Source organism: Devosia aurantiaca (assembly GCF_011058215.1).
GTDB lineage: Bacteria > Pseudomonadota > Alphaproteobacteria > Rhizobiales > Devosiaceae > Devosia > Devosia aurantiaca.
This window is the reverse complement of the sequence record NZ_JAALFG010000006.1, coordinates 18204-34368: the sequence shown is the minus strand read 5'-3', so window position 1 is coordinate 34368 and position 16165 is coordinate 18204. Positions and strand designations below refer to the sequence as shown.

General features: G+C 62.5%; 14 protein-coding genes and 2 pseudogenes. 6 read left to right on the top strand and 10 right to left on the bottom strand.

The annotated features are described in order from the left end of the window. Positions 1–222 precede the first annotated feature (222 nt). From ykgO to G5575_RS18440, 4 genes are all read left to right on the top strand, one after another. The gene (ykgO, locus tag G5575_RS18455; RefSeq protein WP_046139985.1) at positions 223–348 is read left to right on the top strand and encodes a type B 50S ribosomal protein L36; all 126 of its coding nucleotides are present in this window, start codon (positions 223–225) and stop codon (positions 346–348) included. Between the two features lie 96 nt (positions 349–444). Next, on the top strand, positions 445–855 hold the full coding sequence (locus G5575_RS18450; protein ID WP_164535610.1) for an SRPBCC family protein: 411 nt from the start codon (positions 445–447) through the stop codon (positions 853–855). A 140-nt stretch (positions 856–995) separates the two neighbouring features. After that, a complete protein-coding gene (locus G5575_RS18445) occupies positions 996–1796 on the top strand; it encodes a PDZ domain-containing protein (RefSeq protein ID WP_164535609.1) in 801 nt (266 codons plus the stop codon). 133 nt (positions 1797–1929) lie between these two features. Further along, positions 1930–2613, top strand: a complete 684-nt coding sequence (locus G5575_RS18440; protein WP_164535608.1) for an outer membrane protein — start codon at positions 1930–1932, stop codon at positions 2611–2613. On the opposite strand, the gene G5575_RS18435 is transcribed toward G5575_RS18440, so the two are convergent. The 4 genes from G5575_RS18435 to G5575_RS18420 form a co-directional block, all read right to left on the bottom strand. Further along, positions 2610–3089: a MarR family winged helix-turn-helix transcriptional regulator gene (locus tag G5575_RS18435; protein ID WP_164535607.1), complete on the bottom strand. Its 480-nt coding sequence runs from the start codon at positions 3087–3089 to the stop codon at positions 2610–2612. The two genes, G5575_RS18440 and G5575_RS18435, sit on opposite strands and share 4 nt — an antisense overlap. Before the next feature lie 67 nt (positions 3090–3156). Continuing rightward, positions 3157–3819: an FMN-dependent NADH-azoreductase gene (locus G5575_RS18430; RefSeq protein ID WP_164535606.1), complete on the bottom strand. Its 663-nt coding sequence runs from the start codon at positions 3817–3819 to the stop codon at positions 3157–3159. A gap of 147 nt (positions 3820–3966) precedes the next feature. Continuing rightward, positions 3967–5406, bottom strand: coding sequence for a pyruvate kinase (gene pyk / locus G5575_RS18425; protein ID WP_164535605.1), 1440 nt, complete (start codon positions 5404–5406; stop codon positions 3967–3969). Then, positions 5403–5891, bottom strand: a complete 489-nt coding sequence (locus G5575_RS18420) for a DUF1036 domain-containing protein (protein WP_164535604.1) — start codon at positions 5889–5891, stop codon at positions 5403–5405. Before G5575_RS18420 ends, pyk begins: the two co-directional genes overlap by 4 nt. A gap of 325 nt (positions 5892–6216) precedes the next feature. Here G5575_RS18420 and G5575_RS18415 point away from each other — a divergent pair, with 325 nt between their 5' ends. After that, on the top strand, positions 6217–6480 hold the full coding sequence (locus tag G5575_RS18415; RefSeq protein ID WP_164535603.1) for a DUF2312 domain-containing protein: 264 nt from the start codon (positions 6217–6219) through the stop codon (positions 6478–6480). A gap of 145 nt (positions 6481–6625) precedes the next feature. Here the strand turns inward: G5575_RS18415 and G5575_RS18410 are convergent, their stop codons facing one another. Beyond that, complete coding sequence (locus G5575_RS18410; protein ID WP_164535602.1) at positions 6626–7096, bottom strand: hypothetical protein; 471 nt, start codon at positions 7094–7096, stop codon at positions 6626–6628. Beyond that, entirely contained in the window at positions 7089–8243 is a 1155-nt protein-coding gene (locus G5575_RS18405) for a hypothetical protein (RefSeq protein WP_164535601.1), read from the bottom strand. The genes G5575_RS18410 and G5575_RS18405 overlap by 8 nt, the downstream gene beginning before the upstream one ends. A gap of 150 nt (positions 8244–8393) precedes the next feature. Between G5575_RS18405 and G5575_RS18400 the strand changes: the two genes are divergently transcribed. Next, the gene (locus G5575_RS18400; protein ID WP_164535600.1) at positions 8394–9533 is read left to right on the top strand and encodes a glycosyltransferase family 2 protein; all 1140 of its coding nucleotides are present in this window, start codon (positions 8394–8396) and stop codon (positions 9531–9533) included. Positions 9534–9548: 15 nt separating this feature from the next. On the opposite strand, the pseudogene dxs reads toward G5575_RS18400, so the two are convergent. The 4 genes and pseudogenes from dxs to G5575_RS18380 all read right to left on the bottom strand — a co-directional run bounded on the left by dxs (position 9549) and on the right by G5575_RS18380 (position 16131). Then, positions 9549–11476: pseudogene (dxs, locus tag G5575_RS18395) on the bottom strand (1-deoxy-D-xylulose-5-phosphate synthase). 140 nt (positions 11477–11616) lie between these two features. After that, positions 11617–13238, bottom strand: a pseudogene (locus G5575_RS22445) (DUF882 domain-containing protein). A 335-nt stretch (positions 13239–13573) separates the two neighbouring features. Further along, entirely contained in the window at positions 13574–15274 is a 1701-nt protein-coding gene (locus tag G5575_RS18385) for a L,D-transpeptidase family protein (protein WP_164535599.1), read from the bottom strand. Positions 15275–15447: 173 nt separating this feature from the next. Beyond that, positions 15448–16131: an outer membrane protein gene (locus tag G5575_RS18380; protein WP_164535598.1), complete on the bottom strand. Its 684-nt coding sequence runs from the start codon at positions 16129–16131 to the stop codon at positions 15448–15450. Positions 16132–16165 lie beyond the last annotated feature (34 nt).

Here is a 16165-nt window from a genome sequence, read left to right as displayed (position 1 = left end):
ACCCTGGTGAGGGGCTCAGAATAGCGGGGACGCTCTCACCCTGGCGTTAACGCGAAAAGCGGGGGATTGCGTAGAGGGCCGGGAACTGGGTTTTACTTTTGCCGATGCACTTTTGTGGATTGGCGGGTCGAGGCGCGTTGACAGCTTCGGTCAACTTGCCTATGAAGACCCCAGTTTTCGGGCGCCTTGGCGCCCCTTTTATTTAAGCCGAGGATTACATCGATGAAAGTCCGCAACTCGCTGAAGGCGTTGATGACTCGCCACCGCGCGAACAAGCTCGTCCGCCGTCGCGGCCGCGTCTACATCATCAACAAGGTCGACAAGCGCTTCAAGGCGCGCCAGGGTTAATTTCCCGGCAAGCTTGATCTTTGATTTTCGACAAGGCCCGCATGAAAATGCGGGCCTTGTTGTATGGTGGGTGTGGCAGCAAGGGGGCAGGGTGGCATGGCGCTTTCACATACCATCGTGGTGGCGATCGATGTTCCCTACGACAAGGCCTATGCCTATCTTGCCGATCCGCGTTCCTATGCCGATTGGGCGGCGGTGCTGCCGGAAACCTACCGCCAGCTGCCCAATGGCGACTGGGTGGCAGAGGTTCGGTTCGGCGGCGAGCGCCAGATCCGTTTCTCCGAACCCAACAGCGAGGGCGTGCTAGACCATGCCGTATTCCGGCTGGGCGAACCGCTGTTATGGATGCCGATGCGAGCGCGCGCGCAGGACGGCGAAACGGAACTGAGCTTTACCTTTATCCAGCGCCCCGAGATGAGCGCGGAAGAGTTCAACTCAACGATCGAGTGGATCACCACTGACCTGCAGATGCTCAAGACGGTGCTGGAACACCGCTATCCGCGCTAGGAAAGAGCGGAAGCTACGCCTGTGCCGGACAAAAGAACAGGGTCATATCTTCGGGCGCAGAAATTAAATGCGCTCGCTGCCATTTGGGAACGGGGCTAGCTTCTAGCCGCCAGAATTGCTGGCGTTCCTGGACAAACCCCATGCGCAATTCCCTTCGCGTTCTGCTGCTGCTCGGTGCGGCGGCCCATCTTTCCGTGCTTCCCGTTGCCCCAATCGTCTCCGCCTATGCGCAACAGGCGCTGCCGGCGCCCTACGTTTCGCGCGCCTTCGATGCGGTGCTGCTGCCGATCGACGGGGCGGTGCGCAGTGCTTTCGACCTCGACAGCTCGGTCGAGGGTGTTCTGGTGCTCGCCGTGCAGCCCGGCGGGGTGGCCGATCAACAGGGTGTCGAGCCCGGCGACGTGATCTATGAGGTCAAGGGCCGCCGCATCACGACGCCGATCTCCCTCGACGAAGTGGTTTATTACTGGCTGCAGCAGGGCATTTTCGACTTCGGTTTCGATTATTATCGCGCCGGCGTGCTGTCGAGCGCCAGCGCCTATATCACGCTCGAACTCTACCAGGAGGTAATCGAGATCACCGAGATCACCAGTTGGTCGGTGTGGAGCTATGAGGAATTCAGCTTCGAAGAATATTATGAAGAGTATTCCGAGGAGCTGATCGAGAGCTACGAAAGCTCCGAAGAGCTGATCGAGGAAACCGTCAGCTCCGAAGAGTTCAGCTCGGAAATGAGCGAAGAAGAGGATGACGTCGACGACGCGGTCGAAGACGACGGCACCGAGGACGATGCCGCAGAAGATGACGGTTCGGAGGACGACATGTCCGAAGACGACGGGTCGGAAGACGATGGCTCCGAGGATGACGGGGCGGACGACGACGGTTCGGAGGACGATGGCGGCGAAGACGATGGCGGCGAGGACGACGGCGGCGACGAAGAATAGCGTCCGTTTGTATCCCGGAGGCTCGCGGTAGCGCGGGTCTCCTTCGGACTTGGTAGAAGTCCCGATTTTGCTTGCAAGCAGCGGCTAACCATAAACGGAAAAAGCTGAACCCATCGATTTGTGGGGTTCTTCGATGCGTCTCGTTCTTGTGTTGGCGGCAATGGGTGCACTGGCGGCACCGGCTGCAGGGGTAGAAATCAAGCCGGCTCCTGCCGGCAAAATGACCGATGCCGGCTTCGACTGGACCGGGTTTTATGCCGGTCTCAATGGCGGTACGGTCGCGGGGCATGCGCGAGCGGTCAGCAATACGACGATCATGATCACTGATACGCCGGTCAACGGCTATGTGCTGGGCGCGACGCTTGGCGCCAACTGGCAGCTCCAGCAATTCGTGCTGGGTGCGGAAGGCGACTTGGCCTGGGCGGGTGCGAGCGGCACAGCGCTATGCACAGTTGTTCCTGCAAACAATTGCGACACCGACCTCAGCTGGCTCGGCACGATCAAGGCGCGCGCTGGCGTCGCCTTCGACCGGACGCTGCTATTCGCCAATGGCGGATTCGTGACGGCTGGCGCCAGCATGCGCGTGTCGCCGGCGGTTGCGGGCACAAGCGGCGTGTTCGAGGAGCGTTATTCCGGCTGGACAGTGGGCGTAGGCGCGGAGGTTTCGATCACCAAGGCTGTTTCGGTCAAGGCCGAGTATAATCTCAACGAGTTCAGCGAGAAGTTGGCGCCAGTGGACAGCTTGCGGGATGGCGAGGTGACCAGCGTCCGGCCGGTGCTGCACACGGTCAAGGTCGGTGCCAACTGGCACTTTTAGCGGGCGTTGATCAGCTCGCCGGTTTCGATGGCAGCCTGGCACATTTCGGCGGTGTCAGGCGCCAATCCCGCCGCCTTGATCAGGATGTGGCGGAAGTGCTCGGCCTCGCCGCCCGAAAGACGCGACAGCACACGGGCCTCGACGGCATCGACTGCCTTGATCAGGCTGGCGAGCCTGGCTGCGCCGTGATCTGTGAGATTGATGTGTCGAGCGCGGCGATCGGCTGGATCAGGCGTGCGCGTCAGCAGGTTTTCGCGCTCCAGGCCGTCGATCAGATAGGTCACCGTCGTACGGTCGAGGCCAAGCCGTTCCGCAAGAACGACCTGGCTCTGACAATCGGTTTCGGCGATGGCGGTCAGCATCATGAAGCCGCGCGATCCGCCCGGCAGGTCCTTGAGACTATCGTCGACCTGCTTGAGATAATCGCGCAGCAGCGCGGTCAGTGCCCAGCCCAGATTGCTGTTGGATGGTGACATGGAAAGGACGCGTCCTTGATGTGTGGCGCCATGTTACCGTCCCCCGCGACAGGCGTCATCCCCGATCTTAGGCGGCGGCGGGAACGGCGAGGCGTTCGGCCATGCGCTTGCCGCGCTTTTCGGCAGTATCATAAGCATCGGCCAGGATCTGCGCTGCCTGCGGACGCAGGGCTTCCATGGCAGGCGTGACTTCGGCCAGCGTCAACTCGACTTCCATCACTTCGACCTCAAGCCCAAGCATGTCTTCGAGCACGCGACGATAATAGTCGGTGGCATGATCCCAGCCGTGACGCGGAGTGCCCGGGCCATAGCCGCCGCCCTTGGCGATGACGAGCTGCGCCGGACGACCCTTGATGGGGCTCTGGGTGCCGGGCGCAAAGCGGGCGTCGGTCAGCACCAGGTCGATCCAGGCCTTGAAGTGCTGAGACACGCCGAAATTGTAGAGCGGGATGGCGAAGATGAAGGCATCGGCCGAAGCGATTTCGTCAGCCACCTGTTTGGAGAGCGCGAGGCCTTCGTTCTGCTCGGCGCTGCGCTGTTCGGCGGGCGTGTAGGGACCGAACACGGCGGCGGCCCAGGCTGTCGCGGGCAGTGGCGCGGCGCCGACATCGCGGCGGACGATGGTGGCATCGGCGTTGCCTTCGACGCCCGCCTCAAGGCGATCGGCGACCGAGCGGGTGACGGAGCCATCATGACGGATGCTGGCGTCGAGGCGGAACAGGGTGGACATGAGTGATCTCACTGAAAGTATCAATGAACGATCATCTATAACACTGACGATATGTATGCAAGATCATTGGAAGCAGGCCAGCTGTGCAAAACGAAAGGGCCCGCCGATCTGGCGAGCCCTTCGATTATAAACGCTGAAGCTATGTGCTTAGCTGGAGCCGGCGCCGTCCTGACGGACGAAGGCGATGCGCAGCATGTTCGTGGCGCCTGGCGTGCCGAGTGGAATGCCGGCAGTGATGGCAATGCGATCGCCAGGGCGAGCGAAGCCTTCCTGGTAGGCAATGACGCAGGCACGGTCGACCATGTCCTCAAGGCTCACGGCATCTTCGGTCTGCACGCAATGGACGCCCCAGACCACCGACAAACGGCGGATGGTGCGCTGGTTGGGCGAGAGCACGATGATCGGCTTGGCGGGCCGTTCGCGGGCCGCGCGGATACCAGTCGAACCAGAGGCCGTGTAGGTAACGATGGCAGCAAGGTCCAGCGTTTCGGCAACCTGGCGGGTGGCGGCCGAAATGGCGTCGGCGGCGGTCGCTTCGGGTTCGGTCTGGGCCGCACGGATGATGCCACGATAGTTGGCGTCGCTTTCGACGGCCACGGCCACCTTGTTCATGGTCGCAACCGCCTCGACCGGGTATTGGCCGGAAGCGGATTCAGCGGAGAGCATGACTGCGTCGGCGCCTTCGAAGACGGCGATCGAGACGTCGGACACCTCGGCGCGGGTCGGGACCGGCGCGGTGATCATGGATTCGAGCATCTGCGTCGCCACGACCACCGGCTTGCCGTAGCGGCGGCACATCCGGATCATGCGCTTTTGCAGGCCAGGCACGGTTTCGAGCGGCAGTTCGACGCCGAGATCACCACGCGCGACCATGATGGCGTCGGAGAGCTTGACGATCTCTTCGAGCCGCTCAATGGCCTGCGGCTTTTCGATCTTGGCCATGACGCCGGCGCGGCCCTGGACGATCTTGCGCACGTCGATGATGTCTTCGGGGCGCTGCACGAAGCTCAGCGCAATCCAATCGACCTCGGCCTTGAGGGCTTCGAGCAGATCAGCGTGATCTTTCTCCGTCAACGCGCCGGTGGGCAGGAGCGTATCGGGCAGCGAGACGCCCTTCTTGTCAGAGAGCTTGCCGCCATAGACGACCTCGGTCTCGATGACGCCGCCTCCGACTTTAGTCGCCTTGAGCTGCAGCTTGCCATCGTCCAAAAGCAGACGGTCGCCGACGGAAACGCTTTCAATGATTTCCGGATGCGGCAGGTAGACGCGCTCGCTGTTGCCGATATCGTTCTTGTCGCTGTCGAGCGTGAATTTCTGGCCCGCAACGAGGTTCACCGAGCCTTCGGCGAACTTCCAGACGCGCAGCTTTGGGCCCTGAAGGTCGGCCAGGATGCCGATCGGGTGATTGAGGCGCTTTTCGACCGAGCGGATACGCGCCACGGTCTGGTGCATGAGCTCATGGCTGGCATGGCTCATATTGATGCGGAAGACGTCGGCACCGGCCTTGGCCAGTTCCTCGATCTGCTTTTCCTCGTTGCTGGCAGGGCCAAGCGTGGCGAGGATCTTCGCGCGTCTGATCCGTCTCATTGCGTGTCCGTAGTGGCTGGCGTTTCGGGGGCGTCGGGGTCGACCAGGAAGGCAGGATCCTCAAGATCTTCGCCCAGATCCGGCCCGACCACCGCTGGCCCGCCGGCGTTCTCGGTGAGCTGCAGCGTCCAGTCCGTCCGGTTCTGTGTATCGATTTCAAAGAACCCGGTGCGCTCATAGCCGCGAGCGAGGCAATCCTCAACCCCGAATATGGTGAAGGTTTCGTCGCGCGTGCACATGAAGACGTCGCCATCCCAGGCGCCGCCGCCGATATCGTCCACGGCATAGAGGTAATAAAAGCGGCGCTGCAGGTCGCCCTGATAAAGGGTGCGGCAATCACCGGGCGGGGCTTGCCACCAACCTTCGCTCATCCAGCCGCGCTCGGCGCGATAGCCAAGGCTGACAGAAACCAGATTGGCCGTCTGGTTGCAGATGCGCAACTCGGCCTGTGCCGGCGTTGCAAACGCGAAAAAAAAAGCCGGCAATGGCCGGGAGCAGCATTGTGGTGCCGAGACGGAGACCGCGCAAAGGAAAGCCGGAAAGCATGGAAAAGCGAGCCCTTGTTTGACCCGATGGGATCAACGGGGTCAATGGCTAATGGCGGGTTATGACAGAAATAGGGGCAAGGTTTTGCGCGATGGATCACGCTTGCGTAGCGGTGCGCCAGCGGCAGGCGCATGTGGATTGGCCCCAGAAATTGGTTGATCCTTAACTATCGTTACGGTTCATGGGCGCCAGCAATTTGGATGTTTTTGCGTCCCCGGTGCGCTTCCTGGCGTGGTGGTGGACTGCCAATCAAAGAGGTTGATCATGGCCGTTGAAGATAGCGTCGCGCAGGACCAACTCCGCGCCTTCATCGAACGCATCGAGCGCATGGAAGAAGAAAAGGCGGCCATTTCCGCCGACATCAAGGAAATCTACGCCGAGGCCAAGGGCAATGGCTTCGATACCAAAATTCTGCGCAAGATCGTTGCCATCCGCAAGCAGGACACTAATGAGCGCATGGAGCAGGAAGCCCTGCTCGAGCTCTATATGTCGGCGCTCGGCATGGTCGAGGCACCGCCGGAGCGGTGATCGCCGTCTGCTTCTTTACGCTATTCTGCCGGCGTCAATGATGCCGCGGTCAGTTTCACCGAGCGCCATTGCGTGTTGGAAACGCCGGGGCGCGGGCTGATGGCGTCGGGGAAGTCGAGCAGGATGTCGAGTGTGCCGGCTCCGCTCAGCGCTGCTGGGACGTCGAATGTGAAGCGGTCGGTTTCGTCGGGGAGACCTCGATTTCGCCGAAGGCCGTGCCGTTAGCGGAGACTTGAACGCGCTGCGCGGGTGGGCCGGGGAGAGTGACGCCGGTCAGTTCCAGCATCAAGGTCAGGTCCTGCGGCTCCGATATGGCGAAGCGCAGGCGAGAGGCTTGGCCGATCGCGTGCATGCCGTCGCCCGCGGGGCCTTCCCAGCCGCAGGGTCGTAGTTCGCGCGTGTCGGCGCCGCCCGAGCGGAAGTCTACTTCGGTGCCGATTGTGTAGTCGCCGGTGACCTTCTGTGGCAGGCAGGTCGTGGTGTGGTCGATGTAATAGGCGCGGAAATCATCCGATACATTGGGGTGGATCGCGTTCCACAGGACAACAAGTTCGGTGATGGCGAGGAGGCCAGCCAGGGCGTAGGTGGCGATCGCCGCAGGTGAGGGTCTAGACAAGCGCAACATTGCCTCCCAGCCAGGCAAGGGTGGTAAACCAGGCGCCGATCAGCAGGCCGGCGAGGGTGATGGCGAAAAGCACACGATAGCGTCCAAGCAACGTCGCCAGCGTGATGGTGACGGGCGGCATGCCGGCCATGAAGCGCAGCATCGAGGCGAGGCCCGCTGCCAACGGGATGACCGTGGCGACGAAGACGAAGAGCGCCGCGGGCCACTGCCGGCGGAAAGCAAGAACGGCGGTGGCGATCAGGCCCCCAATCGCTGCCAGGGCCAGGATCTGGGCGTTTGACACCCAGGCACCGCCGGTCGGCCAGGTTGTGAGGCCCTGCCAAAGGTAGAAGACAGGATTGGCGACGACGCGAGCCCAGGCACGCTGCACGTGGCTGAAGGCGAGACCGTCGCCGATCCAGTAATGAAGAAAAGCCATGTAGGCGAAAAAGCCGAGCGGGGAGAGGAAGATGGCGAGGACAAGCCTCGGTTGACCCAGCAGTCCGCCGACAACGCCGCGCCAGCTGCCAGTTCGCGTCCGATAATCCAGCAAAGCCTGAAGGCCGATGGCGAGCGAGGCGAAGACGCCGACGATGCGCGTGGCCGAGAGCAGGGCAGAAGCCAGGGCGGCGCCGAGATAGTCGGAACGACCCAGGGCCCGGAAGACGATCGTGGTCAGGAGCACGAACATCACTTCAGTGAAAAAGGTCGTGAAGTAGATCGAGAGCGGACCGCTGAGCATGAAGGCCGCATAAAGCGCATAGGCGCGGATGTTACGGCCGAGCAGCGGCCAGGCGAGCACCACGGCGGCATAGGCGGTGACGATCGACATGCCGCTGGCAAGGACGATGGTCGGGATCGGGATCAGCTTGCCGACGAGGCCGACCAGCATGGGATAGAAGGGGAAAAACGCCCAGTTGCCGGCGGCGATGCGGCTCGGCACGGGGAAGCGGTCATAGCCGGTCTCGGCCATGCGGACATACCACTCGCAATCCCAGCGGCAGAGCGCGTCGAAATAGCTGGTCCATTCGGCATCGGGCTGTGCATACCGGAAGGCGAAAAAACGCAGCAGCGTACCGGTCACCACAAAAACGAGCGGCAGCAGCCAGACCCAAAGGGTCGGCCGATCCGCTCGGGGATCGAGCTGGGTTGAATACATTTTCCCTCCTGCCACCGACAAAGCTCATGGCGGCAGAAAAGCATAGGGCCCGACATCTGCGTGGCGCGCAAGGGTGCCATGTTCGGCTGCATGCAACGGAAATGGCTCAGGCATGCTTGGGTGGATCAGCCCTCAACAGAGTCACATCCCATGACGATCGGTCAAACGCCTGAAGCCCTTGTCCAGTCGCAGGTAAGTTTCCATCCCCCACAGCTTGCTGTCATCGTTCCTTCTTACAACGAGCGGGACAATATCGAGCTCCTGTACGAAAAGGTGGCTCTGGCGCTGGGCGGTACGCCTTGGGAAATGATCGTCGTCGACGACGATAGCCCGGACGGCACGGCCGATGTGGTCAATGAGCTGAGCCGCGTCTATGCCAATATCCGCTGCCTTCATCGCTTCGGCCGCCGCGGGCTGGCTTCAGCCTGCGTCGAAGGCATGGCAGTGACATCGGCACCCTATGTGGCGGTGATCGATGCCGACCACCAGCACGACGAGTCCATTCTTCCCGAAATGCTGGCACGGGCGCAGCATGGCGCCGATCTCGTGGTCGGATCGCGTTTCGTCGAAGGTGGCTCGGCTGGCAATGGGCTGAGCGCCACTCGCCTTTCGGGCAGCAATTTTGCTAATCGGCTGGCCGGCATGATCGCAGGGCAGGCAGTGAGCGATCCGATGTCGGGCTTTTTCCTGATCCGCCGGGATGCGGCGCTCGAAGCGGCGCCGAAGCTTGCCAGCGATGGCTTCAAGATCCTGATCGATCTGATCGTGACTTCGGCGCGCATGGGCAAGCCGCTCAAGATCGAGGAAGTGCCTTACACCTTCCGCCAGCGTCATGCCGGCGAAAGCAAGATGAACCCGCTGATCGTCATCCAGTATCTAGGGCTTTGGGTTTCGAAGATGACCGGTGGTGCGCTGCCGCCGAGCTTCCTGCTGTTCGGCCTCGTCGGCGGCACGGGCGTCGTCGTGCATCTGGCGACGCTTTGGCTCTTCACCGCGGTGTTCGCGCAGGGTTTTGTCGTGTCGCAGATCGCGGCCACCCTCACGGCCATGACCTGGAACTTCGTGCTCAACAACAACCTGACCTATGCCGATCGCAAGCTGCGCGGCATGAAGATGGTCAAGGGCTTGATCAGCTTTTTCGCGATCTGTGCTCTGGGCGGCGTCGCCAACATTTCGGTCGCCAACGCGATCTACCAGTGGGATCACCAGACCTTTATCGCCGGCCTTGCGGGGGCGGTGATGAGCTCGGTATTCAACTATGCCGTGACGCGCGCCTTTACCTGGAAGTAAAGCGCGCTTTCATCGTTACGCTTTTGCCAAGGCCGCCTTCATGGCGGCCTCGTCGTATCCGAGGGCGGTGAGTGCGGTGGCAACGATGCCGCTGCGATCAAGGCCGGCGGCGGCATACATGTCGGCTTGCGTCGAATGCTCGGTGAAGACGTCCGGGATCATCAGAGGACGGAAGCGCAGCTTGCCGTCGAGGAGGCCATTGCTGGCGAGGAAGGTCGCCACATGGCTGCCGAAGCCGCCGATGCCGCCTTCTTCGGTCGAGATCATGACGTCATGGCTTTCCGCCAGCCTGGCGATCAGTTCTTCATCGAGCGGCTTGAGAAAGCGGGCATCCGCCACTGTGGGGTTTAGGCCAAGCGCTGCCAGCTTGTCGGCGGCAGCGAGGACCTCGCCGAGGCGCGTGCCGTAAGAGAGAAGCGCAATGGTCGCGCCCTGGCGCACGATGCGGCCCTTGCCGATGGCGAGGACTTCGCCGCGTGCGGGCATGTCGACGCCCATGCCGTCGCCGCGTGGATAACGGAAGCTGATCGGGCCGTTGTCATAGGCGGCGGCAGTTGCCACCATGTGGCGCAGTTCGGCTTCATCGGCAGCGGCCATTTGCACGAGGCCTGGTACTGCACCGAGATATGCATTGTCGTAATTGCCCGCGTGGGTGGGTCCATCGGCACCGACATAGCCGGCGCGATCGATGGCAAAGCGTACCGGCAGGCCTTGGATGGCCACGTCGTGCACGACCTGGTCATAGGCGCGCTGCAGGAAGGTCGAGTAGATGGCGCAGAAGGGGCGCATGCCTTCGCTGGCCATGCCCGCGGCAAAGGTCACGGCGTGCTGCTCGGCAATGCCGACGTCGAAAATGCGGTTGGGGTAGAGCTCGGCGAACTTGTCGAGGCCGGTGCCGGACGGCATGGCCGCGGTAACGGCGACGATGCGCGGGTCGGCCTCGGCTTCCTGGATCAGCGTTTCGGCAAAAACGTTGGTGTAGGACGGCGCGTTGGATGGGGCCTTGGCCTGGGCGCCCGTGATGACGTTGAACTTGGACACGCCGTGATATTTGTCGGCCGAGTTTTCGGCGGGGCCATAGCCCTTGCCCTTCTTGGTGACGGCATGGATCAGGATCGGGCCGGCATCGGCGTCGCGGACGTTTTCGAGAATGGTCAGCAGGTCATCGAGATTGTGGCCGTCGATGGGGCCGACGTAGTAGAAACCCAGTTCCTCGAACAGCGTGCCGCCAGTGAAGAAGGAGCGGGCGAACTCTTCGGTCTTGCGCGCCGGTTCATGGAGGAAGGGCGGGAGTTTGGAAACAACCGCCTTAGCCGCCTCGCGCGTACCGCGATAGACCGGACCGGACACGAGACGCGCAAGGTAGGAGCGCAGGGCACCGGTGGGCGGGGCAATCGACATGTCGTTGTCGTTGAGGATGACGATCAGTCGCGCATCCATGGCGCCGGCATTGTTCATCGCCTCGTAGGCCATGCCGGCCGACATCGCACCGTCGCCGATCACGGCGATGACGTTGCGCGGGGTATCCAGTTGCTGGCTGGCGACTGCCATGCCAAGGCCGGCAGAAATGGAGGTCGAGGAATGTCCGGCGCCGAAGGGGTCGTATTCGCTCTCGGCCCGACGAGTGAAGCCAGAGAGACCATCCTTTTGGCGCAGCGTGCGCATGCGCGAGCGGCGGCCGGTAAGGATCTTGTGGGGTAGGCCTGATGGCCAACGTCCCAGATGATGCGATCGTGCGGGGTGTCAAACACGGCGTGGAGCGCAACGGTCAATTCGACGACGCCGAGGCCGGCGCCCAGATGACCGCCGGTGACCGACACGCTATCGATCAGTTCGGCGCGGACTTCGTCGGCCAGTTGACGCAGCTGTTCGCGTGGCAGGGCCCGCAGGTCGCCAGGCGTCTGAACGGTATCAAGCAGCGGCGTGTGGGGCAGGTCGGCCAAAAGGTCCTCGCTAAATCAAGCAATCGACCTTGTGTAGGCGCCACGATGGCCCTTTGCAATGCCGAGAGCCGCCGGCAGCGGCTCAATGCGTTTGAAGCGCCTGTTTCAGGCTATTGCACGGCAAAGCTGATTTTGCGGTGCTAGTTGATCGACGGCGAGGCGGCAGTGAAGCGGTCGGCACTCAAGGCCGGCATGTCGCCCACGCCCTTGACCAGGGTGTGACTACCCATTTCCGGGGTTGGGTCGAAGTCGGCCTCGTCATGATCGAAGATCACCGCAAAATGGTTGGACTCCAGCGCGGCCGGCGTCATGAAGACTTCGGCGACGTGATCGAGATCGGGGGCGACGAGTTCACGTTGACGGATGCCAGCGTTGGTCGCATCGCGGGTTGCGACATGGGCCGCAAGGGCTACCGCCAGCGGATCGGCGCCTTTGGCCTGCGTGGCGCCGAAAGTTTGCTCGAAGAGGCCGTTGACCGGGCGAGCGGGCTGTCCGCCCAGGGCAGCAGCGGCAAAGCCATTGGCGGCATCGAGCGCCGGCAGCTCGGTCGGCAGTGTCGGCGAAGCTGCCGCTACTGCCGGGGTGTTTTCCTGCAGCAGCATTTCGAGCGCGCGCTGTGCGCCGGCATCCGGTGCATTGGTCGGCACATAGGCGGAGAGCGTTTCGGGCGGCGCGGTCATGATCACGCGCGGCGTCGGCATGGTGGGCGCGGTTAAGGCGGCAAGCGCAGTTACAGCGTCGCCGGAGGGCAGGGTGCGGGCGGTGGTGGCGCGCAGGTCCTCGGGCATGCTTACAGGCATGGCGACGGCGACCGCGGTGACTTCCGCGGCGTCGAGCGGTGCGCTGCCGACGCTGGAGAACGGCATGGCTTCGGCACCAGCAGCCGCCACTGCCATGTCAGCGACAGTCGCGCCACCGAGATTGGCGGGGCGCATGGTCGGCCAAACCGGATCGATGCGGCGCGATTGCTGGGGTGCTGCAATGGCAGCGGTCTGGACAGTCGGCTGCGGTGCAGCAGCAGCCTGGGCAGGGGCGGAATTGTTGCCACCGCCGAAGATCATGTCGACCAGGGTGCGACCGCCACCGGCAACCTGAGTGCCTGAGCTCGAGTCGCCGCAGGGGAAGGCGTGGCAGCGCTTCCACTCGTTCATGGCGACCTGGTAGCCTTCCTGAGACAGCGGCTTGCCATCGGTCGGCAAATGCATGGTGCGACCGTCAGGAAAAATTTCCTTAAGCTGTGCGCGGGTCATGCGCGGCCAGGCACGAACCGAGCCGGTGTCGAGGTGAACGAATGGGCTACCGGACGTAGGATAGTAGCCCACGCCGCCGACCTGCTTGCGCATGGCCGCAGCGCGCAGCTTTGAAAGCGAAACGCCTGGAATAAAGAAATCCATGGCGTGGCCCTTGGTGTGCTGGCTGTTTTCCGCAACGCCAGACGAGGTTTCGCGCAGCATTTCGTTGGTGGCGGGGAGCGGTAGGCGGAAACGATGTTGACCGGCTCGGTGCCGCCAACTTCCTGGTAGACTTCCCAGACGAGGTCGAACAGGCGCGGATCCATCTGCGTCGGTTCGTTGCGGCGCCAATCGCGCAGGAAATAGTTGAGCTCGTTGAGCCCGGACTGCACATATTGCCCGTTGCGCTTGAAAACGATGCGGGCCGTTTCCTTGGTGTGGGTATAATAAAGGTAAAGCGCGCGCTCGCTGGCCGCCTGGGCCGGCGCCGAAACAAGCACTGCAGACAGGGTCAGCAGCGCAGCAACCATAAGCCGCACTAAAGCCCATCCCTTGAACACATTCGATACCGTCACGCCAAACTCTGCCCGGTTAGTGTCAGATATGGTGGACGTTAGCGCTAAACCGAAACGAATTTCTTAACGCTAACCAGATGTGAACCGGCACCTCCCCTGCTCACAGCCTCGTTATTAAGGGCAAATCCGGGCACAACCAAGGCGAAATTGTAAAGGGGAAGTTAAGGGTTCGGCCACTGCGTGCCGCACCAGACCTCATCCTGAGCCTGTCGACGGACGAGGTCGTGGCACGAGTCGTGTGCCCGACCTCGTGGTTCGACAGGCTCACCATGAGGTCTCAACAGAACGGCTTAGGGGGACAGCTCTTCCGGTGCGGTTTCGACCGCGGCGATGATCGCAGGTGCGGCCGTAGGTGCAAGACCCATGGCGGCGATCAGGGCTTCGTTGTGGCCGTAGACATCGCCGTAGGAGCGGAGGGTACCATCGGCTTCGGCGCGCAGGGTGAAGTAGGCCAGGTGCACGGGGATCTGGGTTTGTGGATTTACCCAGCGTTCGGACGGGCCGAACATGCCCTCGAGCGAGGCGCGCGAGATGTTGGGCTCGTTGGCCATCAGCGCGCCGGCAAACTCCATCGGGTTTTCGACGCGGACACAGCCATGGCTGAACGCGCGCGAAGATCGCCCGAACAGCGACTTGGACGGCGTGTCGTGAAGGTAAACGTCGTGCTTGTTGGGAAACAAGAACTTGATCTGGCCGAGGGCATTGTCGGCGCCGGGGCGCTGGCGGACCTTGAACGGGAAATAGCTGGTCGAAACCTGCGACCAATCCACCTGCCAGGGGCTGACGACATTGCCCTGGTAGAGGAGGTCCATGTTCTTGGCGTCGGTATAGCCCGGATTGCGCAGCACGGCGGGGGCGATCTCGCCTTTGACGATCGAGGACGGGACGTTCCAGTAGGGGTTCACGACCACGTGCCGGATGTTGTCCGAGAAGATCGGCGTCTGGTTCTTGGTGGTGCCGACCACAACGCGGGTCGTGTATTCCGGCTTGCCATGGCGCTGGATGGTCAGCTTGAATTCAGGAATGTTGACGAAGACGTTGAAGTCGCCGAGGTCGCTCGGCATCCAGCGCCAGCGTTCCATATTGGCAATGATGTCTTCGCGACGGGTGGCGGCGCCACCGTTGAGCGCTGCAACGGTCGCCGGCCCGATGATGCCATCGACTTCGAGGCCCTGGCCTTCCTGGAACATTTTGACGGCGTCGACGGTCAGTTCATCGTAAAAGCTCGAGGTCGAGGCTGTGACCTTGAGCCGTTCGCGAATGGCGGGAACGCGGGTATCGGCGCCGCCGGGGCGCAAGACGGGACCGTTGCCGATCTGGGTCGGCCGCTTGGTGGTGTCGGCTTCGAAGTTGGCCAGCGCCTTGCGCAGCGCCAAAAATTCGGGGTGATGCGGCTGCAACTCGTTGAAGATCGCGACCGGGTCTTCGCCCGAGACCAGGCGCTCGAGGATCGCTGCTTCGTTGATCGGCTTGGGCTGGATATCGAGCAGTTCGTTGACCGACTGCGGGCGAATGCGGCCGTTATGGATGTGGTGTGCATAACGCATGGTGGCCGAGGTGAATGCCGTTTCCAGCGTCGCGAGGGCGACGGAGTCGCCCTTGAGGCGCGACATGTCGAGTTCGGGCGTCAGGTAGTCGGACGGGCGGAGACCTTCGGCTTCGGCATTTTCGAAGACCGCGATGAGCTTGTCGGCGGCGTCCGAAAAGGTGACCTTGCCGGCGGCATCCTGGCTCAGCCAGATGGGCTCGAAGTGACGTTCGCCATAAAGGAAGTAGAGGCGCTGGGCTTCTTCATGCGCGGCCGTATCGGGGCGAGCGCCGTAATAGGCGGCAGAGAGGCCGGCCTTGATGGTGCGGCCAAGATCGCTTTGCGCCGGAGCGATGACGACGCGGCTGGCTTCCAGTGCCGCCACGGCTTGCTGGGCGAAGGTTGGGTGCGCAAGGCTCGTCGAGGCCAGAAGGGCGACAACACCGACCAAAAGCTTATGCATGGATGCTCCTTGACGCTGCGGCAGCCTGGCCGACTCCGGTCAAAGAGCGTGCCGCTCAAAAATTCATAAACCGCAAAGCTTAACGCGAGCAATCACTCGCAACTTCGTGAAACGGGTTTGTGGCAGAGGCGCAACGGGCACCCGGCCGAAGCCGGATGCCAGGGCTCAAAAGACTAGAACTTGTAGTTCACGCCAGCGCGGATGACGCTGAAACGCTGGGTCACATCGCGATTGCCGAGGCCAGGAAGGCCGTTATAGGCTTGGCTGCCGAGATCAACGTAAAGGTACTCGGCCTTGAGCGAAAGGTTGGACGTCGCCTGCGCCTCGAGACCAAGACCGGCCGTCCAGCCGAGGTGGTTGGCGCTCTGCGAGGTGGTGACGCCGGCATTGTCGACCTGGGCGGAGCCGCGGCCATAGGCGACACCGAGCGTTGCGAAAGGCATGACCTGGCCGATCGGGATACCGGCGCGGCCGCGAACGGTGCCGTAGAAGTCGGTCTTGGCGGTAAAGGTGCCGCCGCCCGGATTGTCCTGGCTATAGCCGATATCGGCCCAGTTGAGGTCGGCTTCGGCGCCGAGGACAAAGCCGCCCATATCCATGTTGTAGCCGGCGGTGCCGCCCAGCGTCCAACCCTGGGAATTGTTGCTGGACGTGCCTGCGCCCACGGCGGGGTCTACGGTCGTCGTGCCCCAGCTATAGCCGCCGCTGACGCCGGCATAAAAGCCGCCCCAGTTGGAGACCGAGGAGCCGGCGAAGACCGGCGACGAAGCCGCGCTGGTATTGGTCCAAAGATCCGCCGCAAAGGCAGAGGTGGAGAGGGCGACAGATGCGAAAAGCGCAATGCCAAGACGGTTCATAATAAGGGGCCTCGCGGTTAATTATTAGCCGCAA

Excerpts from the sequence above, each read along its gene's own strand:
- G5575_RS18415 (WP_164535603.1), top strand. The coding sequence starts at position 6,217 with ATGGCCGTTGAAGATAGCGTCGCGCAGGACCAACTCCGCGCCTTCATC.
- pyk (WP_164535605.1), bottom strand. The coding sequence starts at position 5,406 with ATGAGACGGATCAGACGCGCGAAGATCCTCGCCACGCTTGGCCCTGCC.
- G5575_RS18380 (WP_164535598.1), bottom strand. The coding sequence starts at position 16,131 with ATGAACCGTCTTGGCATTGCGCTTTTCGCATCTGTCGCCCTCTCCACC.
- G5575_RS18435 (WP_164535607.1), bottom strand. The coding sequence starts at position 3,089 with ATGTCACCATCCAACAGCAATCTGGGCTGGGCACTGACCGCGCTGCTG.
- G5575_RS18445 (WP_164535609.1), top strand. The coding sequence starts at position 996 with ATGCGCAATTCCCTTCGCGTTCTGCTGCTGCTCGGTGCGGCGGCCCAT.
- ykgO (WP_046139985.1), top strand. The coding sequence starts at position 223 with ATGAAAGTCCGCAACTCGCTGAAGGCGTTGATGACTCGCCACCGCGCG.
- G5575_RS18430 (WP_164535606.1), bottom strand. The coding sequence starts at position 3,819 with ATGTCCACCCTGTTCCGCCTCGACGCCAGCATCCGTCATGATGGCTCC.
- G5575_RS18405 (WP_164535601.1), bottom strand. The coding sequence starts at position 8,243 with ATGTATTCAACCCAGCTCGATCCCCGAGCGGATCGGCCGACCCTTTGG.
- G5575_RS18400 (WP_164535600.1), top strand. The coding sequence starts at position 8,394 with ATGACGATCGGTCAAACGCCTGAAGCCCTTGTCCAGTCGCAGGTAAGT.
- G5575_RS18440 (WP_164535608.1), top strand. The coding sequence starts at position 1,930 with ATGCGTCTCGTTCTTGTGTTGGCGGCAATGGGTGCACTGGCGGCACCG.
- G5575_RS18385 (WP_164535599.1), bottom strand. The coding sequence starts at position 15,274 with ATGCATAAGCTTTTGGTCGGTGTTGTCGCCCTTCTGGCCTCGACGAGC.
- G5575_RS18450 (WP_164535610.1), top strand. The coding sequence starts at position 445 with ATGGCGCTTTCACATACCATCGTGGTGGCGATCGATGTTCCCTACGAC.